Raw genomic sequence first — 23,377 nt, 5'->3', positions numbered from 1 at the left:
TTCGCGTTCTGCGGCTGAGGGTGGGCAGTCCTGTGGCCCGAGAGTCGGCTCGGGTGGTCGCCGGATTCCAATTGACTATATGGAACCGCATATTAGCGATCCACTGGCGGCACGCGTACTGACATCAGCCAGGGCCGCCTAGGCGGGCCAGCGGCTCGGCAGGTGCGCTCATCCGGCTGAAGTGACCCCTTGAGGTCCGACACTTCCGTTTCATGCCGTGAGGTGAATTGATCGGGCATGTGGGGGCGGTGCTGCTGCGCCGCTGCGCGGACCGTACGGGGCTGACGTCCGCACTGGGCGGGGTGTTACCGCGCGGGCCGGGCGCCTGGCGGGAACGGGCCGAGGTGCTCATCTCGCTGGCGGTGGCGATCGTGATGGGCGCGAAGAACCTGTCGGACGCGGAGGGGCTACTGGCCCGGCTGACGGCCACCGGGCACCTTCGAGGCGGGGAGGCTGGGGGACGCATGGGGGGCAGGCGCCCGTAGGGGCCCGGTTTAAGCCGGTTCCAGCCGGACGCCTGCGCCGCTCTCCGAATCGGCGCACGCTGGGTGCAAGCGCAGGCTGGGCATGGTCTGACCTGCGAAAACGTCGCCAACCTGACAGGGCGTCAGTGGCGCCCCCGGCAGGACTCGAACCTGCGGCCAAGCGCTTAGAAGGCGCCTGCTCTATCCACTGAGCTACGGGGGCCGGTTGTGGTGGCCTCGGTCGTGGTGCCCGGGGTGTGGGCTGGTCCGTGACGATGCCGGGGACAAGGATAGGGCTCCCGCGTCCATGTCCCAGTTGCTTCGCCTCCGTGGCTCGATGTGGAGGTTCGGTGAAGCGGTCCTGATAATCGCAGGCAGGTGCGAATCGTGCACCGCTTTTGGGCTCTTGCGCCCCGGGTGTTGTGCACTCGTTATGCCTGGACTGTGCCTGTGTCCCAGTCGCCCCTTCCATCCCTTGTGTCCCGTCGGCGCGCAGACATGCTCATATGCTTCAGAATTCCCCTAAAATTGGGCATTCTTCGCATGTGGTGACCTTGGACGTACGGCCTCAGCTGCTCGACGCACTCTCCGCCCTGCGCGACCGTGTCGCTGCCGCACGCTTCCCGCTGCCCCTGGAGGGGGCCCCACGCGCGCGTGCCAACCGCGACGAACTGCTCGCGCAGCTCGACGACTATTTGGTGCCCCGCCTGAGAGAGCCCGAAGCGCCCTTGCTGGCCGTGGTGGGAGGATCCACCGGGGCCGGGAAGTCGACGCTCGTCAACTCCATCGTGGGAAGACGCGTGACCGAGGCGGGCGTGCTGCGGCCGACGACGCGAAACCCGGTGCTGGTCTGCCATCCGGAGGATCATCATTGGTTCAGCGGGATGCGCGTACTGCCCGATCTCACACGTGTGTGGGTGCCCGAGCACGATCCGGCGGACGAACTGATGCTGCCGGGCGAGGACGGCGCGCGCGTGCTGCGCGTCGAGACCGCCGACACCATGCCCGCCGGGCTCGCCCTCCTCGACGCGCCCGACATCGACTCCCTGCTCGCCGACAACCGTGCCCTCGCCGCCGAACTGATCTGCGCCGCCGACATCTGGGTCATGGTCACCACGGCCGCGCGGTACGCCGACGCCGTCCCCTGGCACCTGCTGCGCACCGCCAAGGAGTACGACGCCACCCTGGTGACCGTTCTCGACAGGGTTCCCCATCAGGTCGTGTCCGAGGTGTCGCGGCAGTACGGGGCGCTCCTCACCAAGGCCGGCCTCGGCGAAGTACCCCGCTTCACCGTGCCCGAGCTGCCCGAGTCGGCCTGGGGTGGCGGACTGCTGCCGGCCAGCGCCGTTGCGGCGCTGCGCACCTGGCTCGTCCAGCAGGCCCAGGACCCGGCGGCACGGGAGCACGTCGTGGCCCGTACGGCACACGGGCTTCTCGACTCCCTCAAGGCCCGCATGCCCGAGCTCGCCAGTGCCGCCGCCGCCCAGTACGCGGCCGCGCTGCGGCTCACGGCCGCCGTGGACAGCGCGTACGACAGCGAGTACGCGCGCGTGCGGAGCCGGCTGCAGGCCGGCGCCGTACTCGCCGGCGACGCCCTGAAGCGCTGGCGCGCCTTCCCGCTCGACTGCTCCGCCGGGGAGCTCCTCGACTCGCTGGTGGACAGTCTGAGCACCCTCCTGCTGTGCGCTGTCACCGCCGCCGACGAGCGCGTCGATGACGCCTGGCGGCGCGAACCGGCCGCCGCGGCTCCCGAGCTGACGGACCGTGACCCGAGGCCGGCGAGTGTCGAGCACCGCATCGGGCTGGCCGTACGGCGATGGCGGCGGGAGCTCGAGGAGTACGCCGAGGACGAGGTGAGCGTCCACGACCGCAGCGTCGTCCCCGATTCCGAGGTCGTCACCGCCCTTGTCGCCACCGCGCTGCTGGGCGCCCGCCGGGCGCGGTCCGCGGGGGAGGGGCTCGCCGAGCGGATCGGGGCGCACGGGGCGCTGCGGCTGCGTGACCGGGCCGGGCGGCTGCTTGCCGAGCACCTGGACCGGGTCATGCACAACGAACGCGAGCGCCGGCTCGCCCCACTCGACGCCCTGGAGATCCATCCGGACCCCCAGGCCGAACTCATCGCCGCGCTGTCCGTACTGCTGAAGGAGAGGTGACCGGTGACTGCCGTCACTGACCAGGACCACACGGAGCACGCCGATCAGCGGGAGGACGTCGTCACGATGGACGACGAACGCGAAGCCGGTATCCCTGCGGACGTCCACGGGGACGTCCCCGTGAACGTCCCTGTGAGCGTCTCTGGGGATGGCGCTCCCGATACCGCGGGCGCACGCGGCGCGGCGGACGCCCGCGGTGCGCAGAAGCCTTCCGAAAGCTCCCTCCCCGCAGAGGGCCGCGCGGAGGGAGGCCCCGGCGACGGCGAGAGCCCCGCTGTGGCCGAGGAGCCGGACAAGCGGGCTCTCTGGAGGACGCCGACGAAGCGGGAGGGGCGGCCCAACGACGACCACGCGCGCGTGGGGGACGCCGACACCGACGCGCGCGGGGGCCGCTCCGAGGCCGGCGGCAAGGAGGGCGGCGGCCACGAGAGCGGCGACACCTCACGTCGTACGCAGTCCTCGCCTCGTACGCAGTCGGCGTCTCGTACGGAGCCGTCCTCGTCCCGTACGGAGTCCTCCTCGCGTCCGCAGCCGCCCTCGTCCCGTACCGAATCCTCCTCGCGTCCGCAGCCACCCTCGTCCCGTACGGAATCCTCCTCACGTCCGGAGCCCTCTTCGCGCAAGGAGCCCTCCTCACGTCCGGAGTCCTCGTCCCGCGCGGAGCCCGCCTCCCGCAAGGAGTCCCCTTCGCGCACGGAACCCCCCTCACGCGCGGACTCCCCCTCCGGTACGGAATCCGCGCCCCCCTGGGACGACGGGCTCATCGCACGGCGGGTGAATGAGACCGCCGCCTCCGAGCAGCCCGCCGTCGTGGAGCCCAGGGCCGTCGGCTCGCCGGTCGTGACGCCGCTCGCGTACGACGGGGCGCTACGGTCCCGGCTCGACGCGCTGCGTGAACTGGTCGGGCTCTCCCGCACCCGGCTCGACAGCAAGACGCTCGCCGAGGCGGGCAAGGTGCTCGACGAGGCGGCGTCGCGGCGCAGGCTCTCCGGGCAGCACACCGTCGTCGCGATCGCCGGCGCCACCGGCAGCGGCAAGTCGCAGCTCTTCAACGCGCTCGCCGGAGTGACCATCTCGGAGACGGGCGTACGGCGTCCGACGACCGCCGCGCCCCTCGCGTGCAGTTGGAGCGACGGCGCGGCCGGCCTCATCGACCGGCTCGGCATCCCGCCACGCCTGCGGCGGCGCCCGGCGCAGAACGCGACCGCGGACGGGCAGCTGCGCGGGCTCGTCCTGGTCGATCTGCCCGACCACGACTCGGCGGCCGTACAGCACCGCGAGCAGGTCGACCGCGTCCTGGCGCTCGTCGACGCGGTCATCTGGGTGGTCGACCCCGAGAAGTACGCCGACGCCATGCTGCACGAGCGCTATCTGCGGCCCATGGCGGGGCACGCCGAGATCATGTTCGTCGTCCTCAACCAGATCGACCGGCTGCCCGGGGAGGCCACCGACCAGGTCCTCGACGACCTGCGGCGGCTGCTCGACGAGGACGGCATCGCGCTGGGCGAGCACGGCGAACCGGGCGCGACCGTGCTCGCGCTGTCCGCGCTCACCGGGGACGGCGTCGGTGACCTGCGCGAGGCGCTCGGCCAGTTCGTGGCGGAGCGCGGCGCCGCGGCGCGCCGGATCTCGGCCGACGTGGACGCCGCCGGGTGGCGGCTGCGGCCCGTATACGCCGCGCGCCGGCGGACCGGGCTCACTGAGGAGGCGCGGGACGAGTTCTCCGCCCGGCTCGCGGACGCGATCGGCGCCACGGCCGCGGGCGAGGCCGCCGAGCGGGCCTGGCTGCGCAACGCCAACCGCGCGTGCGGGACGCCCTGGCTGCGGCTGTGGCGCTGGTACCAGGACCGCGGCGAACCCCCGACGGGACGCCTGACTCTGCGCGGCCAGACGGACGAGGAGGCCACCGCGCGCCAGCGCGTCGAACAGGCGGTGCGGACGGTCGCCGACCATGCGTCGGCCGGGCTGCCCACGGCCTGGGCGCAGGCGGTGCGCGAGGCGGCCGTACGGGGGGCCCAGGGGCTGCCCGAGGCGCTGGACGACCTGGCCGCGCGGGCCGGACTGCCGCCGGGGCGACCGCCGCGGCCGGGCTGGTGGCCGGCGGCGGTCCTGGTGCAGGCCGCCATGACGATCCTTCAGGTCATCGGCGGGCTCTGGCTGGTGGGGCAGATCATCGGGGTCATGGCACCCAACCTGGGCGTGCCGGTGCTGTTGATGGTGGCCGGCATCGTCGGCGGTCCGTTCGTCGAGTGGGGATGCCGGATCGCAGCACGGGGGCCGGCACGGCGGTACGGCCTGGAGGCGGAACGGCGGTTGCGGGAGGCGGCGGCCGGGTGCGGGCGGGCCCGGGTGCTGGATCCGGTGGCGGCGGAGCTGCTGCGCTATCGGGAGGTTCGGGAGCAGTACGGGCGGGTGATGGGGGCGGGGGTCGCGGCGAGGTGAACTGAGGGCCCGGGGGGGGCGACCTTGGGCAGAGGGCCGGTGGCTCACTCGTTCGGGTGGCGGAGATATCCACAGATCGGCGGTGATCCACAGGGCTCAGCGGGCTCGGCCCGGCGGAGGCAGTCTGGCTTCGCGGCGATCGCGACGGACGCGGTCGATCGCGGTGACGGCGGCGGCAAAGGGACGTACCGGGGACGTACGAGAGACGTACCGGGACGTGCCAACGCGCGCCGCCGTCATGTCGGACGCAGCCGTACGGGACGGGCCCGTAGGCGTATCCGCCCGGCTGGAGCGGCCGGGTGAGGGAGGGGTTCGAGATGAACGAGACGACCATCTGCGCGGTGGGCAACGTGGCGACGCAGCCCGTGTACCGGGAACTGGCGACGGGACCGTCCGCGCGCTTCCGGCTGGCGGTGACCGCGCGCTACCTGGACCGCGGGAAGAACGAGTGGACCGACGGGCACACCAACTTCTTCACCGTGTGGGCCAATCGGCAGCTCGCCACGAACGCCGCCGGGTCGCTGAACGTGGGCGATCCCGTCGTGGTGCAGGGTCGGCTGAAGGTGCGTTCGGACGTGCGCGAGGGCCAGAGCTGGACCTCGGCCGACATCGACGCGGTGGCTATCGGCCACGACCTCGCCCGCGGCACGTCGGCCTTCCGGCGCACCCCGAGGCCGGAGGCGGGAGCCACCGCCGCACCGGACCGCCCCGAGCCCAACTGGGAGACGCAACCCGCGGAGAGCGAAGCCCAACAGGCCCCGGAACCAGCGGCGGTGACGTGACGTCAGTCACTCGCCGCCGCCGACACCGGAGCTGACCGAACTGCGGCTTATCGACGAATGCGTTCCGAACCACCCCGGTGGATTTGTCGATAAGCCCTGCTCGCAACGGATCTTGGCGATAACGATTCCGAGTCGGATCGGCCCTCCGACGGGATCACAGGGAAGCGTGGTGCGGCGCGTCCCTAGGATGCCGGACATAGCTCTCGGGGCTTCTGATTCTGCTGGTGGGACCTCATCCCCCACGTCAACGGGTCCTGCTCGAAGGGGAATTCTGTGTTTTCTGCGTTCTCCGCGCTGTCGGTGCGCGGACGAGGGGCAGCCCGCCTCGCCGCGGCGACCCTGGTGTCCGGGCTCGTCGCCGCCTCGGTGATGGCCGGCGCGGGCACGGCCGCGGCCGACGGGACGGAGCGGAGCCAGGGCGGGGCGACCGCCACCATAGGCGGCCTGAAGACATACGGCGCGGCGGTCGTCCACGCCGACTCCGGCGACCAGGAGATCTCGGCCGGCCTGTTCGAGATGTCCGTCGACGGCGGCGGCACCCTGCAGACGTACTGCGTCGACATCCACAACCCCACGCAGCGCGACGCCAAGTACCACGAGACGCCCTGGAACGGCACCTCGCTGGGCGCCAACAAGGACGCGGGCAAGATCCGCTGGATCCTGCAGAACTCCTACCCGCAGGTGAACGACCTCGCGGCACTCGCCGGCAAGGCGGGCGTCGAGGGCGGCCTCACCGAGCAGGACGCGGCGGCCGGCACCCAGGTGGCCATCTGGCGCTACTCGGACGGCGTGGCCGTCGACGCCGTCGACCCGCAGGCCGAGAAGCTCGCGGACTACCTGGAGCACAGCGCACGCTCGGTGGCCGAACCCCAGGCGTCGCTGACGCTCGACCCGCCCGCGGTCTCCGGCCACCCCGGTGAGCGGCTCGGTCCGGTGACGGTGCACACCAACGCCGGCAGCGTGACGGTGACGCCGCCCGCGGACGCCGCCACCAGCGGGGTGCGGATCGTGGACAAGGACGGCAAGGCCGTCACCTCCGCGGCCGACGGCGCTCAGGTGTTCTTCGAGGTGCCCGAGAAGGCCGCGGCCGGCCAGGCCGAGCTGTCCGTGCAGGCCTCGACGACCGTGCCGGTGGGGCGGGCCTTCGCCGCCGAGAGCCGCAGCCAGACGCAGATCCTGGCCGGCTCCAGCGAGTCGACCGTCTCGGCGACGGCGAGCGCGACCTGGGCGGGGACCGGTGCCATACCCGCACTGTCGGCGGCGGAGAACTGCGACAAGGGCGGTGTCGACATCACCGCGGCCAACAAGGGCGACGCGGCCTTCACCTTCGAGCTGCTCGGGATCGAGTACAGCATCCCGGCGGGCGAGTCGCGGACGGTGACGATCCCGCTCCAGGAGGACCAGGCCTACGACTTCACCATCCAGGGCCCGGCCCGCTTCGAGCAGCGCTTCACCGGCGTGCTGGACTGCATGACGCAGGCGACCGAGGCCGACCAGGCAGGCGCCGTCACCCAGACCGTCAGCGAGCCGAGCCCCGCCACGGTCGGCACCACATCCGACGACACCAACCTCGCCGCGACCGGCGGCTCCGCCATGACCCCCCTGATCACGGGCCTCGCCATCGGCCTGGTCCTGATCGGCGGCGCGGCCCTGGTCTTCGTACGGAAGAAGGAAGCGCGGACGCAGGACTGAGCGCCCGACGCAAGCGCGAGCGCCTGCCGACATTCGCTTCGTGCCGAGCGGCAGGCGCCCGCGGACACCGCGACGCGGCTCGGGATCACCGAGGGCGAGCTGTGCGCGCGGACGACGTGCGAGTTCCTGGCGGATGGCAGGGCGGTGAATGCTCGCGTCTCGGTCCTACGGAACTGTGCAGAGCCAAGTGGCGAGCGTTGTGAAGTCGGCTTCGGTGAGGCCCTTGACCGGGTCGACGCGGTGGAGAAGTGACGGCCCTGGGTGGCTGCCGGCGACCCACTGACGATCCGTGCCGCTGATCTCGTCGTCGACCCAGATGAATGGCCGGCCGTTGGCCCACTCGACCAGGGAGCGGGTCTTCCAGTGCAGGCCCCGCGGGCCTTCCGCGGCACCGGTGTCCAGCCACTCCACCACGGGCAGTGGCGGTAGGCCGATGCGTGGGGCCACGGCCTCGTTCGCCTCGTCCATCCAGGTGGTCGCCCATACGAGAGGGCAGCCCAAGGCCATGAGGCGCGCCCCGATCCCTGGGTCAAGCCGGGTCAGCAGTGGGTTCCCTTGATCGGCAGGCGCCGCCGCGGCGGCAGTGGCGACCTGCGGGTGACCGGACGGTGACCCGAACGGGATCAGTGGGCCATCGACGTCGAGGAAGAGGAGAGGGCGCTCCGGTGCGCTGGTCACGGCGGCACGATAGCCCGGCGCGGTGGGGGAGCGGCACCCTCGGGCTGGGCCGTCCGTGGGCGGTGCGAGGGTGCCCGTGCCCGACCGGCGGCGACCGGCAGTGACAGGCGAGTCTCCGGCGCCATCCGCGAAACGCCAGGTCAGAGCCCCTGCGGTATACGCGTTTCCCCCCAGGGGTGGCGGTCGGGCAAGATGGGGTGTATCTGCCCACTGCCTGATTTCAAGCTGCCGGACGGTTTCTCTTGGCTGAGTACATCTACACCATGCGCAAGACGCGCAAGGCAATCGGCGACAAGGTCATCCTTGACGACGTCTCGCTGAACTTCCTGCCCGGCGCAAAGATCGGTGTGGTCGGCCCGAACGGTGCCGGTAAGTCGACCATCCTGAAGATCATGGCGGGGCTGGAGCAGCCGTCGAACGGCGATGCCTTCCTGTCGCCGGGGTACACCGTCGGCATCCTCCTGCAGGAGCCGCCGCTGAGCGAGGACAAGACCGTCCTGGAGAACGTCCAGGAGGGTGTTGCCGAGGTCAAGGGCAAGCTCGACCGGTTCAACGAGATCGCCGAGCTGATGGCGACCGACTACTCCGACGCGCTGCTCGACGAGATGGGCAAGCTGCAGGAGGAGCTCGACCACGCCAACGCGTGGGACCTGGACGCCCAGCTGGAGCAGGCCATGGACGCGCTCGGGTGCCCGCCCGGCGACTGGGCCGTCACCAACCTCTCCGGTGGTGAGAAGCGGCGTGTGGCGCTGTGCAAGCTGCTGCTCGAAGCCCCCGACCTGCTGCTCCTCGACGAGCCCACCAACCACCTCGACGCCGAGTCGGTGAACTGGCTGGAGCAGCACCTCGCCAAGTACGAGGGCACCATCGTGGCCGTGACCCACGACCGGTACTTCCTCGACAACGTCGCCGGCTGGATCTGCGAGGTCGACCGCGGCCGTCTGCACGGCTACGAGGGCAACTACTCCAAGTACCTCGAGACCAAGCAGACCCGTCTCAAGGTCGAGGGGCAGAAGGACGCCAAGCGCGCCAAGCGGCTCAAGGAAGAGCTGGAGTGGGTGCGGTCCAACGCCAAGGGGCGTCAGGCCAAGTCCAAGGCCCGTCTCGCCCGCTACGAGGAGATGGCCGCCGAGGCCGACAAGATGCGGAAGCTGGACTTCGAGGAGATCCAGATCCCGCCGGGCCCGCGGCTCGGCAGCATCGTCGTCGAGGTCTCCAACCTCACCAAGGGCTTCGGCGACAAGGTCCTCATCGACGACCTCAGCTTCACGCTGCCGCGCAACGGCATCGTGGGCGTCATCGGCCCCAACGGCGCCGGCAAGACCACCCTCTTCAAGATGATCCAGGGTCTGGAGACCCCGGACTCCGGCAACATCAAGGTCGGCGAGACCGTCAAGATCTCGTACGTCGACCAGAGCCGCGCGAACATCGACCCGAAGAAGACCCTCTGGGCCGTGGTCAGCGACGAGCTCGACTACATCAACGTGGGACAGGTGGAGATGCCCTCGCGGGCCTATGTCTCCGCCTTCGGGTTCAAGGGCCCGGACCAGCAGAAGCCGGCCGGTGTCCTCTCCGGCGGTGAGCGCAACCGTCTCAACCTGGCGCTCACCCTCAAGCAGGGCGGCAACCTGCTGCTCCTCGACGAACCGACGAACGACCTCGACGTCGAGACGCTGGGCTCCCTGGAGAACGCGCTGCTGGAGTTCCCGGGCGCGGCTGTGGTCGTCTCCCACGACCGGTGGTTCCTCGACCGTGTCGCCACCCACATCCTCGCCTACGAGGGCGAGTCCAAGTGGTTCTGGTTCGAGGGCAACTTCGAGTCGTACGAGAAGAACAAGGTCGAGCGGCTCGGACCGGACGCCGCGCGTCCGCACCGTGCCACCTACAAGAAGCTGACCCGGGGCTGATCGATCTTGCGCCACATCTACCGCTGCCCCCTGCGCTGGTCCGACATGGACGCGTACGGACACGTCAACAACGCGGTCTTCGTCCGCTACCTGGAGGAAGCCCGTATCGACTTCCTGTTCCGTCCGGAGAAGGACTTCAAGCAGGGGTCGGTGGTGGCGCGCCACGAGATCGACTACAAGCGGCAGCTCGTGCACCGGCACCACCCGGTGGACATAGAGCTGTGGATCACCGAGATCAGGGCGGCGTCCTTCACCATCACCTGCGAGGTGAAGGACGACGACGTGGTCTACGTCCGGGCCTCGACGGTGGTCGTGCCGTTCGACTTCGAGGCGGAACGGCCGCGCCGGATCACCGCGGAGGAGAAGGAGTTCCTCCGGGAGTACATGGATGACGCGGCCGACGAGGCGGAGGCCGTCGCCGCATGACGGTGCTCCACCTCGCCGACGAGGGGGAGGCGGCGGACCTCGCGGCCTTCCTCTCCCGGCTGCTCCACTACGACCGTTCAGCCGCGGTGCGCCTGCAGGCGGCCGGCACCGCGCTCGCCGTCTTCGGGCGGCCGCCGTCCTTCGAGGTACTGGCGATCCGTGCGGTACGGCTGGCGAAGCCGTACGAGAACGGGCTCGACGTCACGCTGGACGTGACCGTGTCCGCGGGCGAGCTGCTGGAGTCCGTCGACGAGGCGGCTGCCACGGCTGTCGTTCCGGCGGCCGTCACCGGTCCGCCCTGGGCCGGGGTGCTTCCGCCGCGCGGAGGCTGGCTGCCGGTGCCGGGGCTGCCCGCGCCGGACGAGCTGCTGGCGATGGTCGGCGCAGGCATCACCGAATTCCGGTCCCGTACCCAGGAGTTGGAGTCCGAGCGGCGTACGCGCGGCGAACTCGACCGGATCGGGCGGGAGATCTGGTCCCGGACCGTCGGAGACACGCAGCTGCCGGTGCGGGCGGTGCACGCCGCCCAGTCGCTGGGGTTCCTGCGGGGCACCGGGGATCTGGCGTTGCTCTCGTCCGGTGCGTGGCTACGGCTGCGCACGCCGTACGGGTCGATTGCCGTACGGCGTGCGGGACTTGGGGCGTTGGACGTCAGCGTGCGCTGACGCCGGTCACACCAGGGGCCACAGCGCGGCCGTCAGGCCGAAGCCGATGACACCCATCGTGGTCGTCAGGACCGTCCAGGTGCGCAGGCCGCTCGCCACGTCGAGGCCGGCCAGCTTGGTGAACATCCAGTAGCCCGCGTCGTTGATGTGCGACACGGCCAGCCCGCCCGCGCCCATCGCCAGCGCGACCAGGGAGAGCTGGGCGGTCGACAGGTCCGCGCGCTGGAGCAGCGGCGTGAGGATGCCCGCCGTCGTGATCAGGGCCACCGTCGTCGAGCCCTGGGCGGCGCGCAGGGCCAGCGCCGTCAGAAAGGCCAGGAGGAGCGCCGGGAGACCGGTCCTGTCCAGTACGTCGGCGATCGCGTCGCCGATGCCGCTCGCCACCAGCACCTTGCCGAAGACGCCGCCCGCGCCCGCCACGAGGATCACCATCGCGACGGAGGGGAGGGCCGAGCCCATCACGTTCGCGATGTGCGTGCGGTCCCAGCCGCGGCGGGCACCGAGGAGCCAGGCGCACAGCGCCACGTCGATGAGCAGGGCGACCATCGGGGCGCCGAGAACGGTGAGGACGGCGCGGAAGGTCGAGCCTTCGGTGAGGAGGTTCTGACTGAGGGTGCCGGCCAGGATCAGCAGGATCGGGGTGACGATCAGGGCGAGGACCATGCCGAAGGAGGGCGGGCGCAGCGCCGGGTCCGTGGTCGTCGTCCGCGCGGGCTTGGTGAGTACGGCGGTGCCGTGGCCGTCGTCTGCCGCAGGAACGGAGGGAGCCGAGGACGCCTCGGGGGCGGCGGGCTCCTCGCCGTAGACCTCCGCGCACACGGCCGGGTCCATCGGGTACTCGCGGCGGGTCATACGGCGGGAGATCAGGTAGCCGAGCAGGACCACGAGCGCGGTGACCGGGATGCCCAGGAGGAGGACCAGGCCCTGGTCGGCGCCGATGGCCTGGGTGACGGCGACCGCGCCGGGGTGCGGCGGCAGGAAGGCGTGCACGGTGAGCATGGCCGCGCCCATCGGGAGGGCGTAGACGAGGAGCGGCTTGCGGGAGGCGCGCGCGACGCCGTACGCGATCGGCATCAGGATGATCAGGCCGACCTCGAAGAAGACCGGGATGCCGAGGACGAAGCCGGCGACGGTGAGCGCGAGCGGGGTGCGCTTGGAGCCGAAGCGGTCGATGAGGGAGTGCGCGAACGACGCGGCGCCGCCGGAGAGTTCGATGATCCGGCCGATCATGGCGCCCAGGGCGATGATCGTGGCGATGTGGCCGAGGGTGGAGCCCATGCCCTCCTCGATGGTCTTCACCAGGTCGGCGGCCGGGACGCCGGCGGCGAGGGCGACGCCGATGGACACGACGACCAGGGCGACGAACGGCTGGACCTTGGCGCGCAGGATGAGGAGCAGGAGGGTGGCGACGCCTGCCGCGGCTATGAGGAGCAGGGTGGAGTGGCTCATCGGGGGCCTCCCGCCGAGGAGTTGACGGTGGTGGACTTCGGGGACAGGGCAGTGGTGGGCTTCGGGGACAGGACGGTCACGACCGAGGAGTCGTCCTGGGCGGCCAGTCCGGCGGCCTCGCCGAGGAGGTAGAGCTGCTGGGCGGCGGAGGCGAGGGGGACGGGGACGTGGGCGTCCTTCGCGATGGCGGTGACGATGCCCATGTCCTTCACGAAGATGTCCAGGCGGGACTTCACCTCGGGGGCGACGTCACTCTCGTACGTCTCGACCATGCGCGGGCCGCGGTCGCCGAACATGAAGGACCCCGCGGCCCCGTGGCGCAGGCTGTCCACGACCGTTCGCGGGTCGAGGCCGAGGCCCCGGGCCAGCGCTACGGCCTCCGCCGCGGCGGCGATGTGGACGCCGGCGAGGAGCTGGTTGATCGCCTTGAGGGACTGGCCGTCGCCGGGGTTCTCCCCTACGACCGTGAGGGTGGAGGCCAGCAGGTCCAGGACCGGGCGGGCCAGGTCGAGCGCCTTGTCGTCCGCGCCCACGACGATCAGCAGGTCGCCGTTGCCGGCCCGGACGGGGCCGCCGCTGACGGGGGCGTCGACGGTGAGGACACCCTGCTCCGCGAGGCGGGCGGCCGTGGCGCGGGCTGCGTCCGGGCCGACGGTGCTGGTGAGGATGACCGTGCTGCCGGGGCGGAGGGTTTCGGCGGCGCCGCCCTTGCTGAAGAGGGCGGCGTCCACCTGTGCCTGGTCGCGTACGGCGAGCAGGACGACGTCGGCGTCGCGGGCGGCGTCGGCCGGGGTGGGGGCCGTGGCGCCGCCGACGGCGGTGAGCCGGGCGAGGCGGTCCTCGGCCACGTCGAAGGCGGTGACGGGGAGGTGGGTGGCCAGGCGGGTGGCCATGGGGAGGCCCATGGCGCCCAGACCGATCACTGCGGTGCGGGGACGGGGGTGCATGGGGTGGAGGCCTTTCTGGGGAGCGGTGGAGTGTGTCCGGTGTCCGGTGGGGAGGCCGGAGTCGGGAGGGGGGCTCTTCGGGGGCTAGGTGAGTTGCCCGATGATTCGGGAGGCCGCGGCTGCGACCGCGTTCCGGCCTGCCGACCAGAGGCTCACCACGTCCGAACCGGGGAGTGCCGTGGGGAGTTCGGCGCTCACCGCCTGCAGATAGGCGCGGCGCAGTTCGGCGTTGACGTTGATCTTGGCGACGCCTCGGGTCAGGGCACCGAGGAGCTGGTGTTCGGGGAGGCCGCTGGCGCCGTGGAGGACCAGAGGGACGGGGACGGCGAGGTGGATGGCCGACAGGCGGTCCAGGTCGAGGCGTACTGGCGTGGCCGTGAAGCCATGGACGTTGCCCACCGCCACTGCCAGTGCGTCCACGCCCGTTTCCGTCACGAACTCGGCGGCCTGAGCCGGGTCCGTCATCGCCGCCGTGGCCGCGTCGGCGTCGGTCGACACGTCCTCGTCTCCCGCGAGGGCGCCCAGCTCGGCCTCCACCCAGGCGCCATGGTCGCGAGCTCGACGGACCGCCTCCCTGGTCAGGGCGATGTTCTCGGCGAAGGGGAGGTGGGAGCCGTCGACCATGACGGACGTATAGCCGGCCTTCAGACAGGCCGTGATCTCGTCCAGGTCGCGGCTGTGGTCCAGGTGGACGCCCAGGGCGGCGTGGGAGTCGGCCGCCGCGTCCAGGGCCAGGCGCATGAGCGGTTCGCGGCCCGCGTGTTTGAAGGGGCTTGAGCCTGCCTGGAGCACTACGGGGTGGGCGGGGTTCGCCTCCGCCGCCGCGACTATGCCCTGGACGGTCTCCAGGTTGTACGCCACGAATCCGGGAAGGGCGCGGCCGGTTTCGTAGGCCGTGGTCAGGGCCTTCAGGCCCTCGGGTCCGGTGAGCAGCATCAGGCGGCGCTCCTCAGCAGGGCCAGGGCGTCGGCGAGGGCCGCCTCGCCGCCGACGTTGCCGGCGAACACGATGTAGGGGACGCCGGCTGCGGGACCGTCGACGGGCTGCCAGAGGGAGACGATGCCGGGGAGGAGGGTGCCGCGGGCCCAGGCTCGGCGGATCTCCAGGCCGTGGGTCGCGGTGTCGCTGGAGGTGATGCCGCCCTTCGCGACGACGAACGCGGGGCGACGGGCCGACGTGATCAGGCGGACCGTCTCGACGAGGGCCGCGGAGACGCTGCGGGAGATGGCCAGGCTCTCGTCCGGGTCGGTGGCCGTGACGACCGTGCGGGTGGTGCGGATGACGGTGTCGGCCGTCGCGAGGGAGGCCGCCGCCTTGTCGGCGATCTCGTGGATGTGCCTGCCCCGGGCCGCGGGGTCGAGGAGCTGGGCGACGTCGAGTTCGTGTTCGGCCAGGTCGCCGGTGGAGTCGCGGAGGTGGTTCAGCTGGCGGGTGGTGAGCGAGACGTGGGAGCCGACGACGATCAGGCCGTGCGGGGCGTCGGGGGCGCGCAGGGGGTGGAGTTCGGCGGCGGTGAGCGGGGGATGGGCGGGCTGTCCCGCACGGGCGCGGACGAAGGAAGGGCCCACTCGGTACAGGAGACGGGTGCCGTTCTCCTCGGCCTCGGCCAGGGCGAGGGTCAGGACGCGTAGGTCGTCGTCGCAGACCGCGTCCACGACGGCCGTGGCCCCGTCGCGGAGGGTGGCCAGGCGGGCGGCGACGTGGGCGGGGCCGCCGGTGCGCAGGTCGGTGAGCGTGATGCGCAGGACCTTGTCGGCGGGCGTGCGGCCCTTGGTCTTCTCCTCGACCCAGTCGGGGAGGGCGGAGGAGGTGTAGCCGAAGGTGGCGTCCCTCGCGAACTCGCTCTCGCCGACGGGGAGCAGGCCTTGCGGCGTGCGCATCCAGTGGGTCGAGTCGACCGTCAGGCGTCCGGCCTCGATGTAGGCGGGGACCAGGACGACGCCGTCGGGGGCGGCGCCTGCTGCCGTCAACTCCTCGGTGAGGACGTCGGTTTCGAGGGGGAAGTGACCGCGCAGGGTGGAGTCGCCGCGGGAGGCGATGACGTACGGGATCTCCTCGGCCCGGGAGGCCTCGTTCAGGGCGCGGGCCACTTCGCGGTTGCGGGTGGCGGCGTCCTGGGGGGAGAGGCTGCGGGTGTTGGTGAGGACGAAGAAGGCGGGGCTGTTCTGGCGGAGGGCCCAGCGGAGGTCCTCGACGGTCCAGGTGGTGAGGACCGGGATGTCCTTGACGGTCTGGGTGCCGGTGGGGTCGTCGTCGAGGACGGCCAGGCGGGGGGCCGTTCGCAGACGGGCGGCCACCTCGGCGGGGCTGACATTCCTCACGGGTGGGGCATTGTGGAGCACTTCGGGCTCCGGGAGGGCATGGCGGGGTAGGGACATGGCGGTTCCTGGGATGAGGGTGCGTGAGGGTAGGGGTGGGTGGTGAAGGGAACGAGGGAGCGAAGGGTGCGCCGGGTGGGCGCGGCTACACCGACTACCGGGCTGCCGCTGCCCGATGTGCCTTGTTGCTCGGCAGACTTCGCTGCTGCTCGGTCGGCTCCGCTGCTGCTCGGCCGGCTTCGCCGCTACTCGGCCGGCTTCGCCACGTGCGTCCGATAGTCGTCGGCAGTCTGGTTCATATGGGCGTTCATCGCCTCGCGGGCCTTGTCGGGGTCGCCGGATTCCAGGGCCGCAAGGACCGCCTCGTGGTGGGCGATGGCGTTGACGCGGATCTGGGGGACCGCGGAGGTCTCGCGGCGGCCCTTGGCCAGGAGGGGACCGAAGGGTTCGAAGAGGAGGGGGACGAAGAGGTTGCCCGTCGCCCGCATCACCGTGGCGTGGAAGTCGATGTCGGCCTGCACGAACTTCTCCGTGTCGGCCTCGTCCGCGGCCTCCCGCATCGTGGCGAGGTGTTCCCGCAGCTCCGCGAGGTCGGTTTCGTCGCGGCGCAGCGCGGCCAGTTCCGTCGCACCGTTCTCGATGAGGCGCCGGGCCTCGATGAGCCGCTCGGAGAGCGAGGCCTGGGAGGAGCGGGACGCGGCACGCACCACCGGCTCCAGTGCCGTCCAGCGGTCCGGCGGGTTCACATAGGTACCGCGCCCGCGGACCACCCGGACGACGTTCTGTGCCCGTAGCTGCTTGACCGCCTCGCGCACCGTCAGGCGGCTCACGGCGGACTGCTCGGCGAGCTCGCCCTCCGGGGGGAGGGCGGCGTCCGGCAGGTAGACGCCGTCGATGATCTCGCTGAGCAGGCGTTCGGCGAGTTCTTCGGAGAGCGACATCTTCGGGCCTCCGGCGGGCGGATGAGGATACGGCGGGTGCCGGAGCCACCGTACGGGGTGTGTGCGGCGGCCTCGACAGGAACCTCAGATATCTGACGTCAGACATCTGATGTCTCGATGTGCGTAACCATGGCACCAGGGCGAAGGCGCGTCAATACCCGTACGGCATTTCCGTTCGGTTACACCAGGGAGGCGGGGGCCGCAGGCTCAGCCCGCCGTGTTCACCATCGACGCCGCCGCATACGTCAGGTAGTTCCACAGCGTCCGCTCGTGCTCCTCGGAGAGGCCGAGCTCGTCGACGGCGACCCGCATGTGCTTCAGCCAGGCGTCGTGGGCCGCGCGGTCGACGGTGAAGGGGGCGTGGCGCATCCGCAGCCGGGGGTGGCCGCGGTTCTCGCTGTACGTCGTCGGGCCGCCCCAGTACTGGATCAGGAAGAAGGTCAGGCGCTCCGCTGCCGGACCCAGGTCCTCCTCGGGGTACATGGGCCGCAGGAGCGGGTCCTCGGCGACACCCTCGTAGAAACGGTGGACGAGCCGGCGGAAGGTCTCCTCCCCGCCGACCTGCTCGTAGAAGGTCTGCTCCTGAAGCGTGCCGCGCCGAATCTCATTCACATCACCCATGGTCTCAGACGGGGCGGCCCAGGACTCAAGGCCTAGGACCACCCGCATCGAGCCACTGATTCCGGCCGCGGCACTCGCCTCGTGCCGCCCGCCGCAGCACAGTGGACGTATGAGCGCGCAGGATCTCGGCAGGGACGCCGAGGAGCTCGCCGACGTCGCCGCCGCGGCGCGGGCCGCACTGGTCAGCGAGATCGACGCGAGCGGGGCATGGGCCGACGACCCGGTGTGGCGGGAGGCCTTCGCCGCCGTTCCGCGGCATCTGTTCGTGCCGTACTACTACGTCGGCGTCGTCGGCGGCTACGAGCGCCGCTGGGGTCAGAGTCCCGACCCGGCCGCACGCGAGCGCTGGGTGCGCGGTGCGTACGCGGACATCCCGCTGGCCACCCGGCTGCGCGACGGCGAGCTGCTCTCCTCCAGCAGCCAGCCGTCCCTGATGGCGATGATGCTGGTCGCGCTGGAGGTGGAGGACGGCAACAGGGTCCTGGAGATCGGCGCGGGCACGGGCTACAACGCCGCCCTCCTCGCCCACCGGCTCGGCGACGACGACCTCGTCACCACCGTCGACCTGGAGCCGGACATCACCGAGTCGGCCCGCCAGCACCTGGCCGCCGCCGGATACCACCCCGTCGTCGTCACCGGCGACGGCGCACGCGGCGTGCCCGAACGCGCCCCCTTCGACCGGATCATCGCGACCTGCACCCTGCGGTCGATCCCCCGCGCCTGGCTCGCCCAGTGCCGCCCCGGCGCCCGCATCCTGGCACCGCTCGCCACCGGCCTGATCGCCCTCGCCGTACGCGACGCCGAGCACGCCGAGGGGCGCTTCCTGCACACGCCCGCCTACTTCGTGCCGCTGCGCGGCGCGACCCGCTCCGAGCCGGAGCGCGCGCAACTGGGCGGACTGCCGCGCCGGGCCCGTGACGACGAGCTGTTCCGCTTCCTGCTGGCCCTGACCCGCGGCAGCCTCGATCCGCAGGAGGCGTACGTGCTGTGGGAGCGCGAGGGACAGCCACAGCGGGAGCGGTACGGGATCACCGTGAGCGGCGAGCACGAGTGGGCGTGGCTGGACGATCCCGAGGGGGCGTACGCCTGGGCGCTGCCCGGCTGAAACGCCGGGAGGGGGCGGTCGTACGGCGAGAAAGTGCCGTACGACCGTCCCCTCCCGGTATCGAGAGACCTAGGGCCTGCCGTTTGGATCATGCCGGCGTCGCGGGGCCTGGCACGGGTCGGTTGAGAGGCGCAGTCTCTCTCAGCCGGCCTGATCCAAACGACAGGCCCTAGCCGCGCCGGATCGTGATCGTCGTCCACGCGCCCACGTGCACCCGGTCGCCGTCCTGCAGCGGTACCGGCACGAAGGGCTGGATCGGGTCCTCGGAGCCGTTCACCGTCGTGCCGTTCGTCGAGTTCTGGTCGACGACCGCCCAGGTGCCGTCCGGCTGCTGGACCAGGACCGCGTGCTGGTGCGAGACGCCCGGGTCCTCCGGCGGCACCGACAGGTCGATGTCGGGGGTGTCGCCGGTGGAGTGGCGGCGGCGGCCGATGGTGACCTGGTTGCCGGTGAGGGCGCGCTGCTGCTCGGGCGAGTACGCGGGCAGGTTCAGGCCCGCGGCCTCGGGGCCGGAGCGCTGCATCATCGCCATGAAGTACTCGCGGTCCGGCCCGATGGTCGCAGACCAGGTCGTCGGCTGCTGCGGGTAGCCGGGACCGGGGGGCGGCGGGGCCTGGTTCGAGCCGGGCTGCGGGTAGCCGTACCCGCCCTGAGCGGGGCCGGGGCCACCGGGAGCGCCGGGACCCGACGACGGCGGCGAGATCACCCAGTCGTCACCGCCGCCGAAGGACGGGCCGCCCTGCTGCGGAGGACGGTGAGTCTCCTGCGGGAACCCGGGCGGGGCCGGCGGGCTGCCGGGGCCGGCCTGCTGGAACGCCTGCGGAGCACCACTGGTCGCGCCCGGACCGCCGGGCGGAGTGGGGCCGGGCGGCGGCGGAACCGACCGCGACGGGTCGCCGCCGAAGCCGGAGGGGCCGTTGCCTCCCGGACCACCGGGACCGCCGGGGCCCGGGCCGAAGCCGCCGGGGCCGCCAGGGGCACCGGGGCCACCGGGGTTGGGGTTGCCAGGACCGCCAGGGCCTGCGCCGAAGCCGCCCGGGCCGCCGGGTCCACCATGGCTACCGGGACCACCGGGGTTCGGGTTGCCAGGACCGCCGGGACCCGCGCCGAAACCGCCCGGGCCGGGACCGGGTCCACCGGGACCGCCGGGTCCACCAGGACCCATGCCGCCGGGACCGCCGGACCCACCGGGACCAGGACCGCCAGCGCCACCGGGCCCCGGCGGCTCCGCGCCGAACGGCGGGATCGGCTCCGCCGGGCGGTTCACCTGGGACGGGCGCGAGCCCTGGTACTCGTACGAGTCACCGCCGCCGAACGACGGCGGTGGGGCCGACTGCTGCTGGAAGTGGGAGGGCAGGCCCGGGCCGCCGGGCGCCTGGGTGCGCGGGGCGGCAGGGGTGTACGACGTCGCCGTGTTGGTCAGGAAGTTCCACCGGCACTCCTCGCAGAACGGCGCACCGCCCTCACGCGGCGTACGGCACTGCGGGCAGAGCTCCGGCTCCGGAACGGCGGACATGGGCGGCGGGCCACCCGGCTGACCGGTGTTCGGGCCACCGAACGGACCGCCGGGGCCACCAGGGCCACCGGGACCGCCGGGGGGCGGGAAGCCGTAGCCACCGCCGGGCGGGGGCGGCGGCGGAGGGGGTGGAGGTACGGCACCGGCCATGCGGTGACCGCAGACCTCGCACCAGTCGTCGGAACCCGACTGGTGTCCGTTCGGGCAGGTCGGCATGTCGGCGCTTCCCCCTCTCCTTTCCGGCCGGTTCGACCGGATTTCTCCAACCCCAAGGGGTCAGGCTCGCTGCTTTCCAGGGTCCTGCTCAGTCAGTTCTCAGTCACTTCTTTACACGAACAGTCTTTGTCGACCGTGTTTCGAGAGTCATCTCATCGGCCTCCGCGACCTTCGCCTTCAGTCGCACAGTACCTGCCGCGGCATCGACCACGTCCACCACCTTCGCAAGGAGTTTCGCCGTATCCGCGTTTCCGGAGGCGCTGGCGAGCTGAACGGCCCGGCCCAGTTTGGCCGTTGCTCCATCCATATCCCCCGCTTTGCGCAGATCCAGACCTTGCTGGATGGCTTGTGCCAGTTCGGCTTGGCCCGTGTAGTGGGCAACCTGGGGGTTGATCGACGTCGAGGCGACCATGTCGTCCGTCCACACGGCCCGTACGAGGCCCTGGGCGCCCAGGTTCTGCGCGGTGCCGTCAGGCTGCGGGACGACCAGGGAGACCCGGGCGGCGAGCATCTCCCGGCCGAGGTCGGCGGCGGGGACCTCCACGCAGACGTGGTAGTCACGGGACTCGTCTCCCCAGGAGCCGGTGGGGTAGTCCCCGGCGCGCGGGCCGGCTTCGGTGCGACGCTCGGTCAACTCCTCGACCGTCGGCGCGACCTGCTTGACGAACTTGATGGTCGTGCCGACCGGCGTCCACACGCGCAGGGCGACGTCCGCGACCTCCTTGCCCATCGCCGTCTCCATCATCTGCGTGAAGTCGGCGGCCAGGCCGGCCGGGTCGGCGACGATGTCGGCGCTGCCGAGCAGGGCCGAGGCGATTGCTGTGACTTCTTTCACTTCCCAGTCCGTACCCACGCCGCGGGCGTCACAGGTGAAGCGTCCGGCACAGGCGTCGAGCGCGGCTTTGAGGTCTTGCGGCGACTCGTGTTCGTTGCGGCCGTCGGTGAGCAGGATGCCGTGCCGGATGGCGACGTCGGCCGAGGACAGCAGGTGGTCGGCGAGGCGCAGCCAGGTGCCGATGGCCGTGCCGCCGCCCGCGCTGAGCCTGCGCAGAGCCTGCTTGGCCTGGTCGCGGGTGGTGGCGTCGGCCACGGCCAGGCGGCCGCCCCCCGGATAGACCTCCTTGGCCACGTGCGTGCCGCCGACCACCGCGAAGTGCACGCCGTCGCGCAGGGTGTCGATCGCGGCGGCCGTGGCGTCGCGGGCGTTGCGCATCTTGGTCGGCGGGTAGTCCATCGAGCCCGAGCAGTCGACCATGATCGCCACGGCCGCGGACGGGCCCTGCCCCGGCGAGTAGAGGTGAGGCGCCGCGACCGCGCTTCCGACCGTGCCACCACCGGTCGCGGTCACCGTGACGATCGCGTTGACCTCGCGACCGCCCTCCGGCAGGTACTCGTTCTGGTACACGTCCACCGAGAACTGCGGCACGTTCGACTTCGAGAAATTGGCCATGTGTTCTCAAATCCCCCTAAAGAACCCCGTGGTGGGGCCATGGCTGTAGGCGGACCGGTCCCCTCCGGTCCGATGAGGCCGTCCCCGCGGTGCGGCCTCAGGCCGATCCTGCCCCCATCGGCGGCGCCGGGAACGGCAGGACGGCCACTGTTACGTTGTCGTGGCCCCCGCCGTCGAGGGCGTGACCGACGAGCACCTGGGCGCTGTGCAGAGGGCGCGAGGCGGCGTCGAGGGGTACGGCCTCGGCCATTTCGTCGGCCGCCTCCGCGTAGTTCCACAGCCCGTCCGTGCACACCACCACTACACCCGGACGGTCCGGCTTGAAGGAAGCGGTGTGCGGCTCCAACTCGTAGGCGTCCGCGCCGAGCCAGCCCGTGATCGCGTGGGCGCGCTCGTCGGCGTACGCCTCGGCCTCGTTCATCAGGCCGGCGGCGACCATCTGCGCGGCCCAGGAGTCGTCCTCGGTGAGCCGGGCCGGGGGAGTGCTGCGGTCCACCGGGACCCAGTAGACGCGGCTGTCGCCGACCCAGCCGACGATCAGCAGCTCGGGCGTCACCACGGAGCCGACGATCGTGCAGGCGGGGGCGTTCTGGTGGGGGCCCTGCTCGCGGGCGGTGGCCGGCTCGGCGGCCAGCGCGTTGACCGCGTTCGCGGCGGCGACGATCGCGTCGTGCATGGCCTGCTGCGGGTGTGTGCCGCGCGGCAGGGCGGCCAGCAGCGACTCGCTCGCCGCCCGGGACGCGGCCATCGAGGCGTCGTCGGGGCGGGTCGCCGAGGACACACCGTCGCAGACGATCGCCAGGACCGCGGGCCGGCCGTCGGGCAGCGCGGTGCAGGCGACGGCGAACGCGTCCTCGTTGCGGTGGTGGCGCAGACCGCGGTCGCTGACGGCGGCGACGAGGCCGGCGTCCAGCTCCATGTGGTCGCGCTCACGCGGCTGGGCGTGCCCGCAGTTCTCGCAGTACCCGTCGTGGTCGACGCGGCCCGCACGGCAGGCCACGCACACCTTGGTGCCCTCGGGCGGGGTGGGCAGGTCGGTGACGACGCGCGGATCGGGCGCCTGCAAGGGGTACTCCTCGGGCTCGGGAGGATGGTCGAAACGGACTCCGGAGGCCGGGGAGACGGGGGAGCCGGTCGGGGCGGGGGGACCCGCGGTGGCGGGCGGCGTCTGCGGTCCGGCCGGCGCGCCGGGGCCGCCCGGGGCCGGGACGGTGGGGAAAACGGGCGGGGCGGGGTGGCCGGGGGCCGGGACGCCACCCGGGAGGCCGGGGGCGGCGGAGGCCGGGGAGCCCGGCGACACGTCGGGACCGCTCGCGGTCGGTGACACCGGTGCGGCGGGCGGCGGTGACGGGGGGAGCGGGGGCGTGCCCGGGGGCAGTTCGTGGCCGCCGGGGCCGTCCGGTGCGGCGGCGCCGGGCCAGTCCATGCCGGGCGCACCCGTGGCAGGGGGTGGCGCCGAGCCGTTCATGACGATGGTCGGGTTGTCGTCCGGCCGTACGGGCACGGCGGACAGGTCGTATCCGCACGCACCGCAGAAACGGTCACCCGACTCGAGCGGCCATTCGCAGCTCGGGCAGGCGGACAGCTGGGGCATCTGCGACATCA

General features: G+C 72.1%; 19 protein-coding genes and 1 tRNA gene. 9 read left to right on the top strand and 11 right to left on the bottom strand.

Going from position 1 to position 23,377, the window contains the following annotated elements:
- Positions 1-227: 227 nt before the first annotated feature.
- Positions 228-485: a hypothetical protein gene (locus tag PBV52_RS15950; protein ID WP_274239029.1), complete on the top strand. Its 258-nt coding sequence runs from the start codon at positions 228-230 to the stop codon at positions 483-485.
- A gap of 126 nt (positions 486-611) precedes the next feature.
- Here the strand turns inward: PBV52_RS15950 and PBV52_RS15945 are convergent.
- Positions 612-687: transfer RNA gene (locus PBV52_RS15945), tRNA-Arg, on the bottom strand.
- Positions 688-1,009: 322 nt separating this feature from the next.
- On the opposite strand from PBV52_RS15945, the gene PBV52_RS15940 reads away from it, so the two are divergent.
- From PBV52_RS15940 to PBV52_RS15925, 4 genes are all read left to right on the top strand, one after another.
- Positions 1,010-2,617: a dynamin family protein gene (locus PBV52_RS15940; protein ID WP_274239028.1), complete on the top strand. Its 1,608-nt coding sequence runs from the start codon at positions 1,010-1,012 to the stop codon at positions 2,615-2,617.
- Between the two features lie 3 nt (positions 2,618-2,620).
- Positions 2,621-5,059 carry a YfjP family GTPase gene (locus PBV52_RS15935; protein ID WP_274239027.1) on the top strand — a complete coding sequence of 813 codons (2,439 nt, stop codon included), beginning with the start codon at positions 2,621-2,623 and terminating at the stop codon, positions 5,057-5,059.
- 317 nt (positions 5,060-5,376) lie between these two features.
- Entirely contained in the window at positions 5,377-5,841 is a 465-nt protein-coding gene (locus PBV52_RS15930) for a single-stranded DNA-binding protein (RefSeq protein ID WP_274239026.1), read from the top strand.
- Between the two features lie 273 nt (positions 5,842-6,114).
- Positions 6,115-7,533 (top strand): Cys-Gln thioester bond-forming surface protein, encoded by a 1,419-nt coding sequence (locus tag PBV52_RS15925; protein ID WP_274239024.1) that lies wholly within the window; start codon positions 6,115-6,117, stop codon positions 7,531-7,533.
- A gap of 165 nt (positions 7,534-7,698) precedes the next feature.
- On the opposite strand, the gene PBV52_RS15915 is transcribed toward PBV52_RS15925, so the two are convergent.
- Positions 7,699-8,211, bottom strand: coding sequence for an HAD domain-containing protein (locus PBV52_RS15915; protein WP_274239023.1), 513 nt, complete (start codon positions 8,209-8,211; stop codon positions 7,699-7,701).
- A 242-nt stretch (positions 8,212-8,453) separates the two neighbouring features.
- On the opposite strand from PBV52_RS15915, the gene ettA reads away from it, so the two are divergent.
- From ettA to PBV52_RS15900, 3 genes are read left to right on the top strand one after another with little or no spacing between them, the layout of a single operon-like run.
- Positions 8,454-10,118 carry an energy-dependent translational throttle protein EttA gene (gene ettA, locus PBV52_RS15910; RefSeq protein ID WP_274239022.1) on the top strand — a complete coding sequence of 555 codons (1,665 nt, stop codon included), beginning with the start codon at positions 8,454-8,456 and terminating at the stop codon, positions 10,116-10,118.
- 6 nt (positions 10,119-10,124) lie between these two features.
- The gene (locus PBV52_RS15905; protein WP_274239021.1) at positions 10,125-10,544 is read left to right on the top strand and encodes a thioesterase family protein; all 420 of its coding nucleotides are present in this window, start codon (positions 10,125-10,127) and stop codon (positions 10,542-10,544) included.
- A complete protein-coding gene (locus PBV52_RS15900) occupies positions 10,541-11,209 on the top strand; it encodes a hypothetical protein (protein WP_274239020.1) in 669 nt (222 codons plus the stop codon). Before PBV52_RS15905 ends, PBV52_RS15900 begins: the two co-directional genes overlap by 4 nt.
- Before the next feature lie 6 nt (positions 11,210-11,215).
- On the opposite strand, the gene PBV52_RS15895 is transcribed toward PBV52_RS15900, so the two are convergent.
- From PBV52_RS15895 to PBV52_RS15870, 6 genes are all read right to left on the bottom strand, one after another.
- Positions 11,216-12,658, bottom strand: coding sequence for an SLC13 family permease (locus PBV52_RS15895; RefSeq protein WP_274239019.1), 1,443 nt, complete (start codon positions 12,656-12,658; stop codon positions 11,216-11,218).
- Entirely contained in the window at positions 12,655-13,605 is a 951-nt protein-coding gene (locus tag PBV52_RS15890) for an NAD(P)-dependent oxidoreductase (protein ID WP_274239018.1), read from the bottom strand. Before PBV52_RS15890 ends, PBV52_RS15895 begins: the two co-directional genes overlap by 4 nt.
- A gap of 84 nt (positions 13,606-13,689) precedes the next feature.
- Positions 13,690-14,541: a class II fructose-bisphosphate aldolase gene (locus tag PBV52_RS15885; RefSeq protein WP_274239017.1), complete on the bottom strand. Its 852-nt coding sequence runs from the start codon at positions 14,539-14,541 to the stop codon at positions 13,690-13,692.
- Positions 14,541-15,926, bottom strand: coding sequence for a four-carbon acid sugar kinase family protein (locus tag PBV52_RS15880; protein WP_274239016.1), 1,386 nt, complete (start codon positions 15,924-15,926; stop codon positions 14,541-14,543). Before PBV52_RS15880 ends, PBV52_RS15885 begins: the two co-directional genes overlap by 1 nt.
- A gap of 242 nt (positions 15,927-16,168) precedes the next feature.
- Complete coding sequence (locus PBV52_RS15875) at positions 16,169-16,864, bottom strand: FadR/GntR family transcriptional regulator (protein ID WP_274239014.1); 696 nt, start codon at positions 16,862-16,864, stop codon at positions 16,169-16,171.
- A 207-nt stretch (positions 16,865-17,071) separates the two neighbouring features.
- Positions 17,072-17,485, bottom strand: a complete 414-nt coding sequence (locus tag PBV52_RS15870) for a globin (protein WP_274239013.1) — start codon at positions 17,483-17,485, stop codon at positions 17,072-17,074.
- Between the two features lie 109 nt (positions 17,486-17,594).
- On the opposite strand from PBV52_RS15870, the gene PBV52_RS15865 reads away from it, so the two are divergent.
- Positions 17,595-18,590: a methyltransferase domain-containing protein gene (locus PBV52_RS15865; protein WP_274239011.1), complete on the top strand. Its 996-nt coding sequence runs from the start codon at positions 17,595-17,597 to the stop codon at positions 18,588-18,590.
- Between the two features lie 169 nt (positions 18,591-18,759).
- Here the strand turns inward: PBV52_RS15865 and PBV52_RS15860 are convergent, their stop codons facing one another.
- The 3 genes from PBV52_RS15860 to PBV52_RS15850 all read right to left on the bottom strand — a co-directional run bounded on the left by PBV52_RS15860 (position 18,760) and on the right by PBV52_RS15850 (position 23,375).
- Positions 18,760-20,322: an FHA domain-containing protein gene (locus PBV52_RS15860; protein WP_274239010.1), complete on the bottom strand. Its 1,563-nt coding sequence runs from the start codon at positions 20,320-20,322 to the stop codon at positions 18,760-18,762.
- A 103-nt stretch (positions 20,323-20,425) separates the two neighbouring features.
- Positions 20,426-21,772: a VWA domain-containing protein gene (locus PBV52_RS15855; protein ID WP_274239009.1), complete on the bottom strand. Its 1,347-nt coding sequence runs from the start codon at positions 21,770-21,772 to the stop codon at positions 20,426-20,428.
- A gap of 97 nt (positions 21,773-21,869) precedes the next feature.
- Positions 21,870-23,375, bottom strand: a complete 1,506-nt coding sequence (locus tag PBV52_RS15850) for a PP2C family serine/threonine-protein phosphatase (RefSeq protein WP_274239008.1) — start codon at positions 23,373-23,375, stop codon at positions 21,870-21,872.
- Positions 23,376-23,377 lie beyond the last annotated feature (2 nt).

Origin of the sequence: Streptomyces sp. T12, assembly GCF_028736035.1 — a bacterium.
GTDB lineage: Bacteria > Actinomycetota > Actinomycetes > Streptomycetales > Streptomycetaceae > Streptomyces.
This window is presented reverse-complemented; position numbering and strand designations above follow the sequence as displayed.